This window comes from Streptomyces sp. NPDC013317, from assembly GCF_055563155.1.
Window position 1 is genome coordinate 78,391 of record NZ_JBVHDX010000009.1, and the last position, 15,906, is coordinate 94,296.

The 15,906-nt window shown below is 72.1% G+C and carries 14 protein-coding genes; 6 read left to right on the plus strand and 8 right to left on the minus strand.

Going from position 1 to position 15,906, the window contains the following annotated elements:
* Positions 1-131 precede the first annotated feature (131 nt).
* Both ppdK and ACZ3IJ_RS23110 read left to right on the plus strand, forming a co-directional pair.
* A complete protein-coding gene (ppdK, locus tag ACZ3IJ_RS23105) occupies positions 132-2,843 on the plus strand; it encodes a pyruvate, phosphate dikinase (protein ID WP_467471006.1) in 2,712 nt (903 codons plus the stop codon).
* A 574-nt stretch (positions 2,844-3,417) separates the two neighbouring features.
* Entirely contained in the window at positions 3,418-4,464 is a 1,047-nt protein-coding gene (locus ACZ3IJ_RS23110; protein WP_467471008.1) for an ArsR/SmtB family transcription factor, read from the plus strand.
* Here ACZ3IJ_RS23110 and ACZ3IJ_RS23115 read toward each other — a convergent pair.
* Both ACZ3IJ_RS23115 and ACZ3IJ_RS23120 read right to left on the minus strand, forming a co-directional pair.
* A complete protein-coding gene (locus ACZ3IJ_RS23115; RefSeq protein ID WP_467471010.1) occupies positions 4,434-5,594 on the minus strand; it encodes a PhoX family protein in 1,161 nt (386 codons plus the stop codon). The genes ACZ3IJ_RS23110 and ACZ3IJ_RS23115 overlap by 31 nt on opposite strands.
* Before the next feature lie 195 nt (positions 5,595-5,789).
* Entirely contained in the window at positions 5,790-6,086 is a 297-nt protein-coding gene (locus ACZ3IJ_RS23120; RefSeq protein WP_467471012.1) for an SRPBCC domain-containing protein, read from the minus strand.
* Positions 6,087-6,255: 169 nt separating this feature from the next.
* Between ACZ3IJ_RS23120 and ACZ3IJ_RS23125 the strand changes: the two genes are divergently transcribed.
* Positions 6,256-6,666 (plus strand): VOC family protein, encoded by a 411-nt coding sequence (locus ACZ3IJ_RS23125; RefSeq protein ID WP_467471014.1) that lies wholly within the window; start codon positions 6,256-6,258, stop codon positions 6,664-6,666.
* Between the two features lie 24 nt (positions 6,667-6,690).
* Here ACZ3IJ_RS23125 and ACZ3IJ_RS23130 read toward each other — a convergent pair whose 3' ends face one another.
* Genes ACZ3IJ_RS23130 through ACZ3IJ_RS23145 form a run of 4 tightly spaced genes read right to left on the minus strand, consistent with a single transcriptional unit; the run spans position 6,691 to position 11,901 of the window.
* Positions 6,691-7,698: an oxidoreductase gene (locus tag ACZ3IJ_RS23130; RefSeq protein ID WP_467471016.1), complete on the minus strand. Its 1,008-nt coding sequence runs from the start codon at positions 7,696-7,698 to the stop codon at positions 6,691-6,693.
* Between the two features lie 56 nt (positions 7,699-7,754).
* Complete coding sequence (gene nirD / locus ACZ3IJ_RS23135) at positions 7,755-8,141, minus strand: nitrite reductase small subunit NirD (RefSeq protein WP_467471018.1); 387 nt, start codon at positions 8,139-8,141, stop codon at positions 7,755-7,757.
* Positions 8,142-8,147: 6 nt separating this feature from the next.
* Positions 8,148-10,673, minus strand: coding sequence for a nitrite reductase large subunit NirB (nirB, locus tag ACZ3IJ_RS23140; protein ID WP_467471020.1), 2,526 nt, complete (start codon positions 10,671-10,673; stop codon positions 8,148-8,150).
* A 1-nt stretch (position 10,674) separates the two neighbouring features.
* Positions 10,675-11,901, minus strand: coding sequence for an NAD(P)/FAD-dependent oxidoreductase (locus ACZ3IJ_RS23145; protein ID WP_467471022.1), 1,227 nt, complete (start codon positions 11,899-11,901; stop codon positions 10,675-10,677).
* Between the two features lie 398 nt (positions 11,902-12,299).
* Between ACZ3IJ_RS23145 and ACZ3IJ_RS23150 the strand changes: the two genes are divergently transcribed.
* The 3 genes from ACZ3IJ_RS23150 to ACZ3IJ_RS23160 are packed head-to-tail and all read left to right on the plus strand — an operon-like array spanning position 12,300 to position 14,638.
* Positions 12,300-13,613: a ferredoxin reductase family protein gene (locus tag ACZ3IJ_RS23150; RefSeq protein ID WP_467471390.1), complete on the plus strand. Its 1,314-nt coding sequence runs from the start codon at positions 12,300-12,302 to the stop codon at positions 13,611-13,613.
* Positions 13,606-13,821: a hypothetical protein gene (locus tag ACZ3IJ_RS23155; protein WP_467471024.1), complete on the plus strand. Its 216-nt coding sequence runs from the start codon at positions 13,606-13,608 to the stop codon at positions 13,819-13,821. Before ACZ3IJ_RS23150 ends, ACZ3IJ_RS23155 begins: the two co-directional genes overlap by 8 nt.
* 37 nt (positions 13,822-13,858) lie before the next feature.
* Positions 13,859-14,638 carry a TSUP family transporter gene (locus ACZ3IJ_RS23160; protein ID WP_467471026.1) on the plus strand — a complete coding sequence of 260 codons (780 nt, stop codon included), beginning with the start codon at positions 13,859-13,861 and terminating at the stop codon, positions 14,636-14,638.
* Positions 14,639-14,644: 6 nt separating this feature from the next.
* On the opposite strand, the gene ACZ3IJ_RS23165 is transcribed toward ACZ3IJ_RS23160, so the two are convergent.
* Positions 14,645-15,262 carry a class F sortase gene (locus ACZ3IJ_RS23165; RefSeq protein WP_467471028.1) on the minus strand — a complete coding sequence of 206 codons (618 nt, stop codon included), beginning with the start codon at positions 15,260-15,262 and terminating at the stop codon, positions 14,645-14,647.
* Between the two features lie 123 nt (positions 15,263-15,385).
* Entirely contained in the window at positions 15,386-15,889 is a 504-nt protein-coding gene (locus ACZ3IJ_RS23170; RefSeq protein WP_391797432.1) for a hypothetical protein, read from the minus strand.
* Positions 15,890-15,906: the final 17 nt, after the last annotated feature.

The following is a 15,906-nucleotide window of genomic DNA, read 5'->3' on the forward strand; positions in this document are numbered from 1 at the left end:
TTACTTTCGATGCGCTGGCGGACGGGTGGTTAAGACCATGTGACCGGTAGGCATACCTCCACAGGGGCCTTCGATCTGGGTATGTTCCTCGCCGTCAGGGCAGCCACCGAGTCCTCGAGGAGTCGAGACACGTGTCGGAAAACAAAGATCAGAAGTTCGTGTACGACTTCACCGAGGGCAACAGGGACCTGAAGGACCTGCTCGGTGGCAAGGGTGCGAACCTCGCCGAGATGACCAACCTCGGCCTCCCGGTTCCCCCCGGCTTCACGATCACCACCGAGGCGTGCAAGGTCTACCTCGACAGCGGCTCCGAGCCGGTCGAGCTCCGTGACGAGGTCACCGCCCACCTGGACGCCCTCGAGCAGAAGATGGGCAAGAAGCTCGGCCAGGCCGACGACCCGCTGCTCGTCTCGGTGCGCTCCGGCGCCAAGTTCTCCATGCCCGGCATGATGGACACCGTCCTGAACATCGGCCTCTCCGACGCGTCCGTCGAGGGCCTGACCGCCCAGGCCGGCGACGCGCGCTTCGCCTGGGACTCGTACCGCCGTCTCATCCAGATGTTCGGCAAGACCGTCCTCGGTGTCGACGGCGAGCTCTTCGAGGAGGCCCTCGACGAGGCCAAGGCCGCCAAGAAGATCACGGTCGACACCGACCTCGACGCGGGCGACCTGAAGAAGATCGTCAAGCACTTCAAGAAGATCGTGAAGGCCGAGGCCGGCCGCGACTTCCCGCAGGACCCGCGCGAGCAGATGGACCTCGCCATCGAGGCCGTCTTCAACTCCTGGAACACCGACCGCGCCAAGCTCTACCGCCGCCAGGAGCGCATTCCCGGCGACCTCGGCACCGCGGTCAACATCTGCTCCATGGTCTTCGGCAACCTCGGCCCGGACTCCGGCACCGGCGTCGCCTTCACCCGCGACCCCGCCTCCGGCCACCAGGGCGTCTACGGCGACTACCTGCAGAACGCGCAGGGCGAGGACGTCGTCGCCGGTATCCGCAACACCGTGCCGCTGGCCGAGCTCGAGTCGATCGACAAGGCGTCGTACGACCAGCTGATGCAGATCATGGAGACCCTGGAGACCCACTACAAGGATCTCTGCGACATCGAGTTCACGATCGAGCGCGGTCAGCTGTGGATGCTGCAGACCCGCGTCGGCAAGCGCACCGCCGGTGCCGCCTTCCGGATCGCGACCCAGCTGGTCGACCAGGGCCTGATCGACGAGGCCGAGGCGCTCCAGCGCGTCAACGGCGCCCAGCTCGCGCAGCTGATGTTCCCCAAGTTCGACGAGAACGCCAAGGTCGAGCAGATCGGCCGCGGTATCGCCGCCTCCCCGGGCGCGGCCGTGGGCAAGGCCGTCTTCGACTCGTACACGGCCGTCAAGTGGTCGCGCTCCGGCGAGAAGGTCATCCTCATCCGCCGTGAGACCAACCCGGACGACCTGGACGGCATGATCGCCGCCGAGGGCATCCTGACCTCGCGCGGCGGCAAGACCTCGCACGCGGCCGTCGTGGCCCGCGGCATGGGCAAGACCTGCGTCTGCGGCGCCGAGGAGCTCGAGGTCGACACCAAGCGCCGCCGGATGACCACCTCCTCCGGTGTGGTCGTCGAGGAGGGCGACGTCGTCTCCATCGACGGTTCCACCGGCAAGGTGTACCTCGGTGAGGTACCCGTCGTACCGTCCCCGGTCGTCGAGTACTTCGAGGGCCGGATGCACGCCGGCGCCGACGACGCCGACGAGCTGGTCGCCGCCGTCCACCGGATCATGGCCTACGCCGACCGCGTCCGCCGGCTGCGCGTCCGCGCCAACGCCGACAACGCCGAGGACGCCTCGCGCGCCCGCCGCTTCGGCGCCCAGGGCATCGGCCTCTGCCGTACGGAGCACATGTTCCTCGGCGAGCGCCGCGAGATGGTCGAGAAGCTGATCCTCGCCGACACCGACGAGGAGCGGACCGAGGCCCTCGAGGCCCTGCTCCCGCTGCAGAAGAAGGACTTCGTCGAGCTCTTCGAGGCCATGGACGGGCTGCCCGTCACGGTCCGGCTGCTCGACCCGCCGCTGCACGAGTTCCTGCCCGACATCACCGAGCTGTCGGTGCGCGTCGCCCTCGCCGAGGCCCGCAAGGAGCCGCACGAGAACGAGCTGCGCCTGCTCCAGGCCGTGCACCGGCTGCACGAGCAGAACCCGATGCTGGGTCTGCGCGGTGTCCGGCTCGGCCTGGTCATCCCCGGTCTGTTCACCATGCAGGTCCGGGCGATCGCCGAGGCCGCGGCCCAGCGCATCGAGGCCAAGGGCGACCCGCGCGCCGAGATCATGATCCCCCTCGTCGGTACCGTCCAGGAGCTGGAGATCGTCCGCGACGAGGCCGAGCAGGTCATCGCCGAGGTCCAGGCCAAGACGGGTGTGGAGCTGAAGCTCGCGCTCGGCACCATGATCGAGCTGCCGCGCGCCGCCGTGACCGCCGGTCAGATCGCCGAGGCCGCCGAGTTCTTCTCCTTCGGCACCAACGACCTCACGCAGACGGTCTGGGGCTTCTCCCGGGACGACGTGGAGGCCAGCTTCTTCACCGCGTACCTGGAGAAGGGCATCTTCGGTGTCTCGCCCTTCGAGACCATCGACAAGGACGGTGTGGGCGCCCTGGTCCGCAGCGCGGTCCAGGCCGGCCGGGCCACCCGCCCGGACATCAAGCTCGGCGTCTGCGGTGAGCACGGCGGCGACCCGGAGTCGGTGCACTTCTTCCACGAGGTCGGACTCGACTACGTCTCCTGCTCGCCGTTCCGGATCCCGGTGGCGCGCCTGGAGGCCGGCCGGGCCGCTGCGGAGTCGAAGGGCTCCGACAGCCGCTGAGCCCCCGGGCTCGGCCCTGCTGGACGGCCGCTGACCGGACGTTCAGTAGCAAAGGTCACCGGAGTCGCCGCTCGTCCCCGACCCTCAACCGATGGGCGGCGGCTCCGGGTCGCAAGAGAGATGGGGCGGACACCTTGTGCGGAGGTGTCCGCCCCGTCGTATTTCGTCCACCCCGGAGCCGCCCCGGGATGTTCGCCGGATGTGAGTTTGTGTTCAATCGAGGCCGATTGAATTATTGGTCGTTGAACTTTCGGTATTGAACTTTCCACGATTGGTCCCGCAAAGAACGGGACGGGCGCGACCCCCGGATCCCCACCCGGTGGCCGCGCCCATTACCCATGCCGGGCAGGTGAGCCGCAACCCTCGCCGACCGCCGCCGGGCGTGCAAAGCCCCCCACGGTCTTCGCCACGCCACCTCGGTCCTGAAGGTTTCCTGCCCGACCCCCACAGCTTTTCCGTTTGCCCCCGGTCGCCGCGATGCTTTTCAAGTGTGGCTGAAACACCCTGGTAACGTGCTGTGATGATGTGCATACTCGTCGACGGGGGCGGTTGCGAGTGCACAGGTGGGGGTTCAATGCTGCGGATTCATTTCACCGCGAGCGATGTGGCGGGGGTGCGGATGGCGGCCCGGCCTGACGTTCTGTGGGAAACGATTCTCAGCTTTCATCGGCTTAGGGACCGGCGCGGGCCGGTCGTCTACGGAGAATGGCGTTCCGACACGCGTCCACGACTCAACGGAGAGACGCGACTGCTCGCCGCCCTCGTGCCGAGTCGCGGTTACTTCCCCGACTTCCTGACCCCTCCCGAGGGCCTCCACGGCCTCGACGAGGCCCTTCAGGCGCTCCGCGAGACCCCCCGGGAGCGGCTCGGGGCCGAGCTGGCCCTCCTCGGCGCGGACCGGGCCGGCGGCCGTACGGTGCCGCACTCGCTGCGGGCTCTCGCCGAGGGTGGTGCCGAACCGTTCAGCCGGCTCATCGGGACCCTGCGCAGCTACCACCGCGTGGCGATCGAGCCGTACTGGCCGCACATCCGCGCCCGGGTCGAGGCCGACCGCGCGCTGCGCGGCCGGGCCCTGCTCGACGGGGGCGCCGAGGAGCTCCTCGCCTCGCTGCCGCCGATGTTCCGCTGGCGCTCGCCGGTCCTGGAGGCCGACTATCCCGTCACGCGCGACCTGCACCTCGACGGCAGGGGCCTGCTGCTGCAGCCCTCGTACTTCTGCCGCGGCACCCCGGTCGTCCTGCGCGACCCGACGCTGCCGCCGGTGCTCGTCTACCCGACGACGCACTGCGAGGCGCCGACCGTGCACGAGCCGGGCGGCTCCTCGCTCGCCAAGCTGGTCGGCAACACGCGCTCGGCGGTCCTGCACGCGATCGGCGACGGCGGCACGACCAGCGAACTCGCCCGCCGGGCGGGGGTGTCGCTCGCCTCGGCCAGCCAGCACGCGGGCGTCCTGCGCGAGGCGGGCCTGGTCGCCACCCTGCGGCACGGCAACGCCGTCCTGCACACCCTGACGCCGCTGGGCGCCGCCCTGCTGGGCGGCGCCCGGCGAAGGGTGGCGGGGGCCGTGTCGGCGGCCCCCGCCGAGCGCCTCTACGCGCGGAACGGGCCGGTCACCTCGTAGGTGATGCCGCCGGAGGAGCTGCCGGAGGTGCCGCGCTGGCTGGAGAAGTACAGCCGCCTGCCGTCGGGGGAGAAGGCGGGCCCGGTGATCTCGGAGCCGGACTGGCCGCTGATCCGCAGGAACGGGGCGACGACGTCGTCCGGCGTGATGATGCAGATCTCCATGTTGCCGCCGTCCTCGGCGATGAACAGATCGCCGGAGGAGGAGCCGGTGACGTTGTCCACGCCCGTCAGCGGGGCGCCGCCGCCGGACACCAGCGAGTCGTCGTACGCGAGCTCGTAGGTGTTCGTGGTGAGGTTGAGCTGCCAGAGGCGGTTGTCGCCCTTGGTGGTGAACCAGACGGTGTCGTTGGCGTAGTGGCAGCCCTCACCGCCGTTGAACTTCTTCGAGCCGGAGACCTGGCTGCGCGTCGCGGTCGGAGAGCCGTCCGGGTCCGGGACGTTCTGCCAGGTGAAGGAGCCGGAGGCGGCGGTGCCGGCCACCAGTACCTGGAGCGTCCCGGAGGAGAGGTTGCCCCAGGTGGTGGGTATGAACCGGTAGAAGCAGCCGCTGGTCTCGTCCTCGGTCAGGTAGACGACCTTGCGGACGGGGTCGGCCGCGGCGGCCTCGTGCTTGAAGCGCCCCATCGCGGCGCGGCGGACGGCCGCGTTCACGCCGTACGGGTCGGTCTCGTAGACGTACCCGAGGCTGACCTCCTCGCAGGAGAGCCAGGTGTTCCACGGGGTCTTGCCGCCCGCGCAGTTGGTGCGGGTGTTGGAGAGGATGCGGTACGCGCCCGTGACGTTGCCGGTGGAGCCGAACTTCACCGCGCTCGCGCCGCCGCCGGGGTTGATCTCCGAGTTGGAGACGTAGATCCAGCCGCTTCCGTCGGCGAAGCAGGCGCCGCCGTCGGGGGCGTTGTGCCAGGTGTACGAGGTGCCGGGGACGGTCTGTCCCGACCGGGCGATGACCCGGCTGCTGAATCCGCTCGGCAGCAGGATGCCGTTGGCGTCGGCCGGACCGAGGGCCCCGTAGGGGCCGGCGCCGGGCTGGGCGGGGGCCGCGTAGGCCGCCCCGCGCATCAGGGTGCCGCCGAAGGCGGCCGCCGACGTGCCGATGACCGCTCCGCGCAGGAAACTGCGTCGCTCCACGTCTCACTCCAGAGGGGGTGGTGTGTGAACCCGCCGCACCGGTCGGCGGCGGGGTCGCGCGCTTTCGGAACCTAGGAGTACGGAGTTGGTACCGAGTTGACGGTGCATCAACAACCGGTGAAGGGGAAGCGTCGGTCGGAATGTCAGTGGGGTCCGGTGGCGCGCACCCCGGCGCACGGCGTGGCGCGGGAAGGGTTACGCCTCCGACTCCAGCACGGTCTTGAGCTCGGCGAGCCGCTCGCGCCAGAAGGCCTTGCAGGCCCCCACCGCGTCCGCGTCCGGGAGTTTCGTGTGGCCGAGGCGGATCCGTGTCTTCGCGTCGCCCATCGGGGTCAGGTAGACCTCAATCCGGCTCGTGCCGCCGTCCCACTCCGCCGTCACGGACTTCCCCGGCCGGTGGGTGCGTACCTCCAGCTCGCCGTCCGGGAGCCACCGCCGGCGCAGGTCCTCGTCGGCGAAGGCGGCCGTGCAGCGGCCGGCCGGGGCGTTCACCGTCCTGCTCGCGGGTCTTCCTGCCCGCGGGGCTCGTGCCCCGACGCTGGACCCGTCCGGAGAAAACTTCCCGCGCGCCGATGAGTTTTCACGGGGTCCGCCGTCTTAACTCTCGAAAGCGCACACGAGGCACCCGAGACACCCCGGGCCACATGAGAGAGCGGACACCATGAACCAGATGATCTTCGTCAACCTGCCGGTCAAGGACCTCGAGGCCTCGAAGGCCTTCTGGGGCAAGCTCGGCTACTCCTTCAACCCGCAGTTCAGCGACGACACCGCCGCCTGCATGGTCATCAGCGACACGATCTTCGCGATGCTGCTGACGGAGCCCAAGTTCAAGGAGTTCACCGCGCCCGGGAAGGAGATCGCCGACGCGACCAGGACGAGCGAGGTGCTCCTGGCGCTCAGCGCCGAGAGCCGCGAGAAGGTCGACGAGCTGGCGGACGGCGCGCTCGCCGCCGGTGGTACGCCGGCGAAGGAGCCCATGGACTACGGGACGATGTACGGCCGCTCCTTCACGGACCCGGACGGCCACCACTGGGAGGTCATGTGGATGGACCAGGCCGCCATCGAGGGCTGATCACCGGGCGGGCACACCCGCCGGTCACCCCTTCAGAGCGTCGTACGTCACGCCGGTGAGCTGCTCCGAGGCAACCCAGAGCCGCTCGCCGGCGACGTCGTCGAGGGTCCACCGCGCCCGCCAGGAGGCGCCGGGCGCACCCCGCACCATCAGGAACGACGGGCCGGTGAACGAGTCGGCCGCCACCCCGTCCGCGGTCGCCGCGTAGAGCGTCGGCAGCGCCCCGGCCTCGGCCGACTGGGCGAGGATCCGGTTGCCGAGCCCGATGATCCGCTCGGCGCCGGTACGGCCCTCCATCCGCGCCCCGGCCGTCTGCAGATCGGTCGCCGCGTACCCGGGGTGGGCGGCCGCCGCCACGATCCCCGAGCCCGCCGCCCTCAGGCGCCTGGCCAGCTCGTGGACGAAGAGCAGATTGGCCGTCTTCGAGCGGCCGTACGCGATCCAGCGCCGGTACCTCCGCTCGCTGTTGAGATCGCCCATGTCCAGCCTGGATATCGCGTGCATGCCGCTGGAGACGGTGACGACACGGGCCGCGGGCGCGTCGAGCAGCCGGGGCAGCAGCAGGCCGGTGAGCGCGAAGTGCCCCAGGTGGTTGACGCCGAACTGCGTCTCGAAGCCGTCCGCGGTCCGGGCGTACGGCAGCGCCATCACCCCCGCGTTGTTGACGAGCAGATCGAGCCGCTCGTACGGGAGCGAGGCCGCGAACTGCCGTACGGAGGAGAGGCTGGCGAGGTCCAGCGGGCGGAACTCCACCTCCGCGTCCCGCACTTCGCCCCGCACCTGGTCGACGGCCGCCGTGCCCCGGGCCTCGCTGCGGCAGGCGAGCACCACCCGGGCGCCGCTGCGGGCCAGTTCGCGGGCGGTGACCAGACCGATGCCGCTGTTGGCGCCGGTGACCACGGCGGTGCGGCCCCGCTGGTCCGGGATGTCGCGGGCGCTCCAGGCCCGGGTCCTGGTGCGGGTGCCCGCGCGGGTCCCGGTGCCGGCGCCTGTGCCGGTGGTGCTGCCGGTGCTGCGGCCGGGCGTGGCCATGCGGACCCCCTCGTTCTTACTCCGGAGTAGGACCGCACAGCCTACGTCGGACCGCCTCAGGCCGATACGCCGCCGTCGCTCACCAGGTCGGTTCCGACGGCCGGTTCGACCCGGACCGTGCGGACCGGGAAGACCGTCACCGACACCCCCTCGTCGTCCAGGCACCTCCCCGTCTCCAGGTCGAAGCGCTGCTTCAGGAGCGGCGAGGCCACGAAGGTACGGCCGCCCGCCGAGCCGAGGAGGCCCCGGGACAGCACCTGGGCGCCGGTGAACGGGTCGCGGTTCTCGATCGCGTACGCCCGGCCCGCCCGGTCCAGGAAGAGCGCCGCCTGCCGGCCGTCGGGAAGGAGCGCGGCCACACCCCGGCCGGGGATCAGCCGGGAGGTCTCGCAGACCGTCGTCCAGGCGTCGGTCTCGGCATCGTGGGAGAGTTCGAGGTTCATCGGGCTTCAGACCCCTTCCAGAGTTCCGATGGTGAGGACGGTCAGGTCCGGCTTGATCTGGTCCCGCTCCGGGACGAACCGCACCGACGGGTCCGGAGCGTCGGGCGCGTTCACGAAGGAGACGAAGCGGCGCAGCCGCTCCGGGTCGTCCAGGGTCGCGGCCCACTCGTCCTGGTAGTCGTCGACATGGGCCGCCATCAGCGCCTCCAGTTCGTCGCAGAGCCCCAGTGAGTCGTGGACGACCACGTCCCGCAGATGGCCGAGCCCGCCCTCCAGGCGCTCCAGCCACACCGAGGTGCGCTCCAGACGGTCGGCGGTACGGATGTAGAACATCAGGAAGCGGTCGATCAGCCGCACCAGTTCGGCGTCCGACAGGTCCTGCGCCAGGAGGTCCGCGTGGCGCGGGGTCGCGCCGCCGTTGCCGCCGACGTACAGGTTCCAGCCGTTCGCCGTGGCGATGACGCCGAAGTCCTTCGACTGCGCCTCCGCGCACTCCCGCGCGCAGCCGGAGACCGCCGACTTGAGCTTGTGCGGCGAACGCAGACCCCGGTAGCGCAGCTCCAGCTGGATCGCCATCTTCACCGAGTCCTGGACGCCGTAGCGGCACCAGGTCTGTCCCACGCAGGACTTCACCGTGCGCAGTGACTTGCCGTACGCGTGCCCCGACTCGAAGCCCGCGTCGACCAGCCGGGTCCAGATCGCCGGCAGTTGGTCGACCCGCGCGCCGAACAGGTCGATCCGCTGACCTCCCGTGATCTTGGTGTACAGCCCGAAGTCGCGGGCCACCTCACCGATCACGATCAGCTTCTCCGGGGTGATCTCGCCACCCGGGATGCGCGGCACGACCGAGTACGAGCCGTTGCGCTGCAGGTTGGCGAGGAAGTGGTCGTTGGTGTCCTGGAGGGAGGCCTGCTCGCCGTCGAGGATGTAGCCGCCCGCCCCGATCGTCGGCGCGAGACTGGCCAGGATCGAGCCGACCGTCGGCTTGCAGACCTCGCAGCCCTCGCCGCCCCGCGCCTCCGGCCGGCCGTGCGAGTCGAGCAGTTCGGCGAAGGAGGTCAGCCGCAGGGTGCGGGTGATCTCGTACAGCTCACTGCGGGTGTACGCGAAGCAGCCGCACAGCCCCTTGTCCGCGGGTTCCGGCAGCAGCTGGCCGATGAGCTTCACGCAACTGCCGCAGCCGGTCCCCGCCTTGGTGCACTTCTTCACCTCCGGCAGCGTCGCGCACTGGGTGATCGCGTGCTTGGTGACGTTGTGGCACGAGCAGATGACCGCGTCGTCGGGGAGGGCCGAGGGCCCCAGCGCGACCGGAGCGCCGGCGCCCGCCGGGAGGACCAGCTGCTCCGGGGAGACGGGCGGCACCGAGCCGGTGAGCGGCCGCAGCATCCCGTACGAGTCGGCGTCGCCGACCAGGACACCGCCGAGCAGCACACCCTCCCGGTCGACCACGAGCTTCTTGTAGACCCCGGAGCGGGAGTCGGAGTACACGACGTCGAGGCAGCCCTCGGCCGTGCCGTGCGCGTCCCCGAAGGAGGCCACGTCCACACCGAGGAGCTTCAGCTTCGTCGACATGTCGGCGCCCGTGAAGGAGCGTTCCTCGGCCTCGTCGGCGATCGTCGCCGCCGCGGTCAGCGCCATCTCGTAGCCGGGCGCCACCAGGCCGTACACCCGGCCGTCCGAGGCGAGCGCGCACTCGCCGATCGCGTAGACGGACGGGTCGGACGTCCGGCACCGGTCGTCCACCGCGATGCCGCCGCGCTCGCCCACCGTCAGGCCGCAGTCGCGCGCCAGCTGGTCCCGGGGCCGTACACCCGCGGAGAAGACGACCATGTCCGTGGCGACCTCGGAGCCGTCCGAGAGCCGCATCCCGGTGACCGCGCCGTCCTCGGTCACGACCTCCTGCGTGCCCGTGCCGGTGTGGACGGTGAGACCCATCTGCTCGATCGTGCGCAGCAGCGCAGCGCCACCGCCCTCGTCGACCTGCACCGGCATCAGCCGGGGCGCGAACTCCACGACGTGCGTGTCGAGTCCGAGCCCCTTGAGCGCGCCCGCCGCCTCCAGGCCGAGCAGCCCGCCGCCGACGACCGCGCCGGTCGTCGCCGTCTTCGCGTACTCCTCGATCGCGAACAGGTCCTCGATCGTCCGGTAGACGAAACAGCCGCGCGCGTCCTTGCCCGGGACGGGGGGCACGAAGGGGTACGAGCCGGTGGCCAGCACGAGGGTGTCGTACGCGAAGACCTGCCCGGAGCGGGCCGTGACCGTGCGGGCCGCGCGGTCGACCGACTCGGCCGGGTCGCCGACGTACAGCTCGATGCCGTACTTCGCCATGAAGCCGTCCTCGACCATCGACAGGTCGTCGGGGGTCCGGCCGCTGAAGTACGAGGTCAGCTGGACGCGGTCGTAGGCGGGGCGCGGCTCCTCGCAGAGGACCACGACCCGCGCGCGCTCGGTGACGCCCCGGTCCGCGAGCGCCTCCAGGAACCGCTGGCCGACCATGCCGTGGCCGACCAGGACGAGGGTGGGGGTGTGCATCTCAGGAGCCTCCGTCATGGGTGAGCAGATGAAGCAGGGGAGCGTCGGGCAGGGCCTCGTCGCCCTCCCACGCCCGGGCGAGCGTTCCGACCGCGGCGAGATCGCCGAGCAGGACGCCGCCGACGAGCCGGTCGCCGCGGACGACGACCTTGCGGTAGGCGCGCCGGGTGGCGTCGGTCAGCTGGACGACGTCGTCCCCCGGCAGCGGTGTCGCCTCGCCGAAGGCGGCCAGGTCGAGGGCCTCGGGCCCGCCCAGCGTGAGCCGGGTCAGGGCACGGGTGCCGGTGTAGGCGGGGCGGACCGCGCCGGGCCCGGCCGGGGAGCCGTCGGCGGCGGCCGTCTCCGCACCGAGGACGTCCGCGAGCGCGTCCGCCTGTTCCAGCGCCGGGCCCGCCAGGCCGTAGACGCGGCCGGCGTGCTCGGCGCAGTCGCCGATGGCGTGGATGTACGGGTCGGAGGTCCGCAGCTGGTCGTCGACGACGACACCCGTCCGCACGCCGAGCCCCGCGTCCCGGGCGAGACCCGTCCGCGGCCGCACCCCGCACGCGAGGACCACGACCTGCGCGTCGAGCACGAAACCGTCGGCCAGTTCGACCGCCGTGACCGCTCCGTCCCGCTGCCGCAGCCCGCTGACCCGGCACTCGGTGTGCACCTCGACGCCGAGGGCCTCCACGTGCGACCGCAGCAACTCCGATGCCGACGCGTCGAGCTGACGTTCCATGAGCCGTTCGCCCTGCTGGGTCAGCACGACCTCCGCGCCGAGCGCGGCCAGCGCGCGGGCGGCGGAGACTCCGAGCAGTCCGCCGCCGATGACGACCGCGCGGACCCCGGGGCGGACGACGCCCCGCAGCTCCAGGCAGTCGTCGAGCGTACGGAAGGGGTGGACGCCCGACGGCAGCCGCGCGCCGCGCAGTCCGCGCAGCGGCGGAAGGACCGGGTTGGAGCCGGTGGCCAGGACCAGCCGGTCGTAGCCGACCTCCGTCCCGTCCTCGCACGCCACGGTCCGGGCGGCCCGGTCGATCCGCACCGCCCGCACCCCGCGCCGCACCGGCTCCAGGGGGGCGGGCAGCGCGATCACCTCCGGCGCGTACCGCCCGGCGAGGACGTCCGCGAGCAGCACCCGGTTGTACGGTGCGTGCGGCTCTTCGCCGAGGAGGGTGACGGGCAGGCGCTGGGCGAGCCGGACGCCCGCCGTTCCGCCTCCGACCACCACGATCCGTGTACTCATGCACCGAAGCGTGCGGGGCGGGTGTTACCCGTCGGCATCCCGACTGTTTCCCGCACGGAACGCTGATCTCAGCTCCCGGGGAAGGGCACTGTGAGGCGCGCGGGTGTGAGGCTTAACCGGTGGTCAGGGCGTCCTCAAGAGGGCCTTAAGGATCGCGGGGGAGGGGCTGACCTGGGGTTCTCGTATACCGCCGGACCCTAGTGTGCGGTGCTGTGACCACCGAGGTTCAGGAACCGACCCATCCGGCGCTCGCCGCCTACCTGGAGCAGCGCGAGGGGCGTGTGCGGCCCGCGCCCGCGGACCCGCGCGTCCCGCCCGCGCCTCGTGACCCCGCGGCCCGGCGCGTCCCACCCGCGCGCCGTGCCCCCGCACCCCGCACCCTCGCACCCCGTCCCCCCGTGCCGCCGCGCGTCTCCCCCGACCGGCTGCGCGACGGCCTCGTCGGCGGCGCCGGGGGAGTGGCCCTCGTCTGGGGTGTCCAGGCGCAGCCCTCGGCGCGGCTCGACGCCTTCTTCGCCGGTGGCGCCCACCTCACCGGGCTGCTCGCCGGATACGGCGTGCTCGTCATGCTCTTCCTGATGGCCCGCGTCCCCGCCGTCGAGCACGGCGTCGGGGCCGACCGGCTCGCCCGGTGGCACGCCTTCGGCGGCCGGTACGTCCTCGGGCTCGTGGGCGCCCACGCGCTCCTCGCGCTCTGCGGGTACGCCGTACACACCCGTACCGATCTCGTCACCGCTGCCGGAGGGCTGCTCTCCTACCCCGCGCTCGCCGCCGCCACCGCCGGTACCGCGCTCCTCGTCGCCGTCGGGGTGACCTCCGCCCGGGCCGCCCGGCGGCGCCTGCGCCACGAGACCTGGCGGGCGGTCCATCTGCTCAGCCACCTCGCCGCCGCCCTCGGCTTCGTGCACCAGCTCGCCGGGCCCGACCTCACCGGAAGCGTGCTCGCGCTCTGGGGCTGGTCGATGGCGCACGCGACCGTCGCCGTCGTCCTCGTCTGGTACCGGATCGTCGTCCCCGTCCGGCAGGCCCTCCGCCACACCCTCCGCGTGACCGAGGTGCGCGACGAGAGCCCGGACGTCGTCTCCGTGACCATCCGTGGCACCGGCCTGGAGCGGCTGTGCGCGGAACCCGGCCAGTTCTTCCGCTGGCGGTTCCTGTCCCGGCGGCTCTGGCGCACCGCGCTCCCGTTCTCGCTCTCCGCGCCGGTCCGGGACGACACCCTGCGGATCACCGTGAAGGCCCTCGGCGACCACACCCGCCGGATCCGCCGACTGCGCCCCGGCACCCGCGTGCTCGCCACCGGACCGTTCGGCGCGCTCACCGCCCACCGCCGCACGCGCCGGAAGGTGCTGCTGCTCGCCGGGGGCGTGGGCATCACCCCGATGCGTGCGCTCTTCGAGACCCTGCCCGGCGGGCCGGGCGACGTGACGCTGCTCTACCGCGCCTCCGACGCCGAGGGGCTCGTCCTGCGCGAGGAGCTGGAACGGATCGCACGCGGACGGGAAGCCGCCCTGCACTACCTCCTCGGCCCGTCCGACGGCTCCTTCGACCCCCTCGCCCCGCAGGCCCTGCGCGACCTGGTTCCGGGCCTCGCCGCCCACGACGTCTATCTCTGCGGCCCGCCCGCGATGGCCCGGGCCGCCACCGCCTCACTCGTCCGGGCCGGGGTTCCCGCCCGCCGCATCCACTCCGAGGACTTCAGCCATGACTGAGCACCGCGCCAAGCACCGCATGCGGCACCGCGCCCGGCGCGTCCACGCCGCCGACCGCGCCAGACGACAGGTCGCCGCCGGGCTCCTCGCCGCCGGCGCCCTCGCCGCCACCTTCCTCACGGCCGCCGTCGAACCGGCCGCGCCGCCCGCGCCCGACCGGTCGCCGGCCGGCACAACCTCAGACGTCGCTCAACTCTCCGGGGATTGATGGACTGCACACCCATCTCCTCCGTAGGCTCGCGGGCATGCCTGACATATCCCTGACCACGCTCATCGTGCTCTGCCTCGCCGCGCTCGTGGCCGGCTGGATCGACGCCGTGGTCGGAGGGGGAGGGCTCCTGCTGCTGCCCGCCCTGCTGCTCGGGCTCCCGCACGTCCCGGCGGCGCAGATCCTCGGTACCAACAAGGCCGTCGCGATCGTCGGCACGTCCGGGGCCGCCGTCACCTACGTGCGCAAGGCGCCGGTGCAGGTGAAGACGGCCGTACGGATCGGGCTCGCGGCCCTCGCCGGGTCGATGGCGGGCGCCTTCTTCGCGGCCGGGATCAGCAGCGACGTCCTGCGCCCCGTGATCATGGTCGTGCTCGTCGGTGTGGCGGCCTTCGTGATGCTGCGGCCCTCCTTCGGGACGCGGACGGAGGCCAGGGGGCCCGTCGGCCGGGCCCGCGTCGTCACCGCGATCGTGCTCGTCGGCGGGGGCATCGGTTTCTACGACGGGCTGTTCGGGCCGGGCACCGGCACGTTCCTGGTCCTCGCGCTCACCGCCGTGCTCCATCTCGACCTGGTGACCGCCTCCGCCACGGCAAAGATCGTCAACGTGTGCACCAACGCGGGCGCGCTCGCGATGTTCGCCTACCAGGGCAGCGTGCTCTGGCAGCTGGCGGCGGTCATGGCCGTGTTCAACCTGGCCGGCGGGATGGTCGGGGCGAGGATGGCGCTGAGCAAGGGGGCCGAGTTCGTCCGCGGCGTGCTGCTCGTCGTCGTCTTCTCGCTGGTCGCCAAGCTCGCCTTCGACCAGTGGTCCTGAGCGGGGTCAGCGCACGCCGATGAGGTGGCCGAAGGCGACCACGTTGCCCTGGTAGCCGTTCTTCTCGGTGAAGCCGCCGCCGCAGGTGATCACGCGCAGCTCGGCCCGGTCCGCCCGGCCGTAGACCTTCGCGTCGGGGAACGCCTTGTTCGGGTAGACCTCGACGGCGTCGATCGTGAAGACGGCGGTCCGGCCGTCCTGGCGGTCCACCTCGATCCGGTTGCCCTTCTTGAGCGCGCCGAGGGCGTAGAAGACGGCGGGGCCCCGCTTGTTGTCGACATGGCCGGCGACGATCGCGGTGCCTTCGGCGCCGGGCGTGGTGCCGCCCTCGTACCAGCCGGCCAGGTTGCCGTCATCGGCCGGCGGCACCTCGAGGGCGCCGTCGGGTCCCAGGCCGAGCCCCATCAGGGGCGTGTCCACATCGATCTCCGGGATGCGGAGCCGGACCGGAGCGGAGGGCGGCAGCGGGTCGGCGGCCGCTGTGGTGTGCGCGTTCGGACCGGCGGCGAAGGCCTGGGCGGCGGACGGGACCGGCGGGGTGACGTTCTCCGACCCGTTCTGCACGAGCCAGATGCCGACGCACGCGGCGACGGCTATGCCCCAGCCCTTGCTCCTGTTGCTCACGTTCTGCCCTCTCGGGTGGTGCGGGGGGAAGGGCCCCGGGTGGGGGACCGGAACCCCGGGTGTGGCCCTGCCCCCGCCGGGCCTCATGCGGGCGCGCGGCGGGGGCAGGACGTGCGGTACGTCTCAGCCGTCCTGCGCGCCGCTCGCCCGGCGGCGCAGGAGCCACGTACCGCCGACGGCAGCCGCGGCCAGCACCGCCGCGCCCGCCGCGATCTGGGTGGTGTCGGGGCCGACGCTGCCCCCGACACCGGTACTCACATGGCCGGTCGGGACCTTGTGCTCGACGCGGAGCTCACCGCGCGCGGTCCTGCCGTTGTCGCAGGCGACGCTGATCCAGTACGTACCGGCCTTGGTGTGGTGCGGGACCTTGAACTGGCCGACCACGACCTCCTTGTGCGTGCTCGGGTTCAGCTGGAAGTCGCCCGCGCCGAGGGACTGCGCGTCTCCCACACCGTGGCCGTGCTTGCCGCAGGCGAGCGTGTTGACGGTGACGGTGGTGCCCGGGGTCGCGGAGGACGGATAGACCTCGAGCGTCTCGGATTCCCCGGCGAAGGCAGGGGCGCCGAGGGCACCGACGGCGGCGACCGTCAACGCGGTACCGGTGAGCAGGCGGGCAGTGGTGCGCATGGGGTCCTCCGGGGCGC

Excerpts from the sequence above, each read along its gene's own strand:
- ACZ3IJ_RS23130 (WP_467471016.1), bottom strand. The coding sequence starts at position 7,698 with ATGGCCACGCCCGGCCGCAGCACCGGCAGCACCACCGGCACAGGCGCC.
- nirB (WP_467471020.1), bottom strand. The coding sequence starts at position 10,673 with ATGCACACCCCCACCCTCGTCCTGGTCGGCCACGGCATGGTCGGCCAG.
- nirD (WP_467471018.1), bottom strand. The coding sequence starts at position 8,141 with ATGAACCTCGAACTCTCCCACGATGCCGAGACCGACGCCTGGACGACG.
- ACZ3IJ_RS23110 (WP_467471008.1), top strand. The coding sequence starts at position 3,418 with ATGCTGCGGATTCATTTCACCGCGAGCGATGTGGCGGGGGTGCGGATG.
- ACZ3IJ_RS23170 (WP_391797432.1), bottom strand. The coding sequence starts at position 15,889 with ATGCGCACCACTGCCCGCCTGCTCACCGGTACCGCGTTGACGGTCGCC.
- ACZ3IJ_RS23145 (WP_467471022.1), bottom strand. The coding sequence starts at position 11,901 with ATGAGTACACGGATCGTGGTGGTCGGAGGCGGAACGGCGGGCGTCCGG.
- ACZ3IJ_RS23160 (WP_467471026.1), top strand. The coding sequence starts at position 13,859 with ATGCCTGACATATCCCTGACCACGCTCATCGTGCTCTGCCTCGCCGCG.
- ACZ3IJ_RS23125 (WP_467471014.1), top strand. The coding sequence starts at position 6,256 with ATGAACCAGATGATCTTCGTCAACCTGCCGGTCAAGGACCTCGAGGCC.
- ACZ3IJ_RS23155 (WP_467471024.1), top strand. The coding sequence starts at position 13,606 with ATGACTGAGCACCGCGCCAAGCACCGCATGCGGCACCGCGCCCGGCGC.